This is a genomic window from Gammaproteobacteria bacterium, from assembly GCA_003696665.1.
In the GTDB taxonomy this organism is placed as follows: domain Bacteria; phylum Pseudomonadota; class Gammaproteobacteria; order Enterobacterales.
The window spans coordinates 1-1,588 of record RFGJ01000390.1; the positions used below are offsets into that span (position 1 = coordinate 1).

Genomic DNA, 1,588 nt, shown 5'->3' on the forward strand with positions numbered 1-1,588 from the left:
ACTTGCCCAGGCCGGTCAGCGTCTGGCCGGCGACGGCCTTGCGTTCCTTGTAGGCTTCGGCGGAGAGTCTGGCAACAGGGAATTGGGTTTCGATGAAGGCGCGGTCGTTGGGCATGGTTCCTCACTCAGTATTTATATGGCTACATTCATGTTGTCGCCGGGCGAGATAAATCTCACCGTACAGGGTTTCAGGATTTGATTTTCATAACGTGGCCACGTTTCACATTGGCCAGTTCGACGGTGTGCTCATCCAGCAGCCAGTAATGCAGGTGCCAGTCGTCCTGAATACGCAGGCGATAGGCTTCTGCCTTGTCCTTTTGACGCGTAACTACCTTGCCGCCTTTTTTAATGGGATGATTGGGGGTCGATTTGTTGTTGTAGCGCGACTTCTCAAAGCGGGGTGTAATACCTGCAAGCATTTTGACAATCTCAATGTAGAGAGCCTGTAACGCCTTGGAATCCCGATCCATGTGCGTTTGACGGATTGAATCTACAAAATTATCGCCTTCTATCCACTCTGCCATGTTTTTGATAGCAACCCTGTTTGTCTGCAAGCTCTGTTTTGCCCAGGCGATGGCACGCGGGACATCATCCCAAAACATCTCGATACCAACGATGTTGTCAAGTTCATCGGGAGAAAAAACCATTCTCCCTTTCCATGAACGTGGCTCCTCTATGCTTTCTTCAATCCGGGCCTCCAGATATTTTTCAACGAATCCGTCAGGAATGGTAGCAAAAACCAAATCATCTAATTCTTTTCGTTCTTGGGCTGCCAGTGTGACTTCGGCCAATGTTTCCACTAATGCATCGGCAGCCTCGACAGGCAATCTGTCCAGGATCGCCTGCGGAATAATTACAATATTAGTGGCACTATCGGGTAAAGCAGAGAAACCAAAGTTTTCTTCAAATAAAGGTGGCATCAGCAGTTTGTAAGCGACATTTACAATCTCGTGCTCAGCCAAAATGCTCCTGCCGTTATTTTGCATCCGAGAAGCAAGGAACGTAAGATTGTCAAAATTCGGATACCGTCTCAAGTTTGCCAATGCAGTATAAACTTTTTCTGGCAACCAAAACTTGTGTGGCGTGTTATCAATACATTTCGTCCACTGGACAATGTGGTAAATGTATGCGTCACACTCATCTTCTGGTGCATCTGCGGATGGCACATTGACAATATAAGGATCAAGCAAGATATCCATCGAATTATTTCCCCCGCCTTGCCTTATTGGCCTTCTTCTTAAGTGCAGCCTCTACGATACGACGTGATTCGCTTGGACCATCGTCAAAAAAGCCCTTAGGCCAATCAAGTGGCACGCCAAATTCGTTCAAATCCACGCTGCGGAAGCGCGAAGTGCCGTTCTCGCGTTCGACGAAGTAAATCTGGATGTCCTGATGTAGTGTGTCGCTTTCGTCTTCGGCCACGCGGCGGCGCAGGCGGTTGATCAGGTACTCGCTGTGCGTCTCAACAATGACCTGCTTACCCACTCTAGTCAGCCCCAGGAAGAAATCGGCCAGGATGGCCTGCACTTTGGGATGCAGGTGCAGTTCAGGCTGTTCCAGCAAGAAAACCGTCCCCTCGGGAGCCAGC

The 1,588-nt window shown here is 49.3% G+C and carries 3 protein-coding genes; all 3 read right to left on the minus strand.

What is annotated here, in order from left to right; translation table 11 throughout:
* Nucleotides 1–115: DUF1156 domain-containing protein (locus D6694_10055; GenBank protein ID RMH40449.1), on the minus strand; the 115-nt coding region annotated here is incomplete at its 3' end.
* A gap of 73 nt (nucleotides 116–188) precedes the next feature.
* A complete protein-coding gene (locus D6694_10060; GenBank protein RMH40450.1) occupies nucleotides 189–1,199 on the minus strand; it encodes a hypothetical protein in 1,011 nt (336 codons plus the stop codon).
* A gap of 4 nt (nucleotides 1,200–1,203) precedes the next feature.
* On the minus strand, nucleotides 1,204–1,588 hold a 385-nt coding region (locus tag D6694_10065; protein RMH40451.1), incomplete at its 5' end, for a DUF3696 domain-containing protein.